At 50.4% G+C, this 818-nt stretch carries 1 pseudogene; it reads right to left on the bottom strand.

Annotated features, from left to right (window positions below):
• Positions 1–590 (bottom strand): annotated as a pseudogene (locus tag Xedl_RS19845) (DNA topoisomerase); the annotation flags it as partial.
• Between the last annotated feature and the right edge of the window lie 228 nt (positions 591–818).

The raw sequence follows: 818 nt of genomic DNA, 5'->3' as shown, positions 1-818 counted from the left end.
ACCGCCGGCAGCCCGGCAATCAGTTCCTGCGCCAGCGGTGTTGCGTGGATCGCTTTCTTTTTTCGCTCAATCAGCTGGCGTTTAAATAAGGTGTCCAGAATGCCGGCACGGGTGGCTTCCGTACCCAGCCCGGCACTTTCTCGCAGGACTTGCTTTAATTGCGGATCACTGACCAGACTGGCGGCATTTTTCATCGCGGCAATCAGGGTACCTTCAGTAAACGGGGCCGGCGGTTTGGTGTACAGTGACTGAATTTTTGCCTCAATCACCTGACAGCGATCGCCCTGGTTAAGGGCCGGCAGGGGTAAACCGGCTTCCTGCTCGTCTTCCTTTTCGTGCCCTCTCGTTCCATCGGCAAACAGTGCCTTCCAGCCTGTGATCACATTCACCCGCCCTTGCACCCGGAAGTGTTGCCCGCCGATATCCAGTGTCACGTCGGTCACATCGGTTTCCTGCGCCGGCAGAAATTGCGCCAGATAATACTGACGGATAAGCTGATAAACCTTTAGCTCATCGGTCGTTAACCGGGTGAGATCAAAAGGATGACGCGTGGGAATAATGGCAGGGTGTGCCGTGATTTTTTTGTCATTCAGACACGGGAACCACTTCAATTTCCAGTGGAGTCTAGCTAAGTAAAATAATTTTCATAAACTTCAATAAAATCAGCATGATTTCTTATCCTTACGTCTAGTTTAGTCTATTGCAATCAATATGCAGTGCGGGGCATAATCTGGGGCACTTACCGCTCGATGCTTACTATTCGATTACAGAGATGCCCTAATAATGAAATTAAACGCACGACAAGTCGAAACTGCAAA

The organism is Xenorhabdus eapokensis (genome assembly GCF_001908105.1).
The sequence above is the reverse complement of the archived record's forward strand: the minus strand, read 5'-3'. Positions and strand labels throughout refer to the sequence as shown.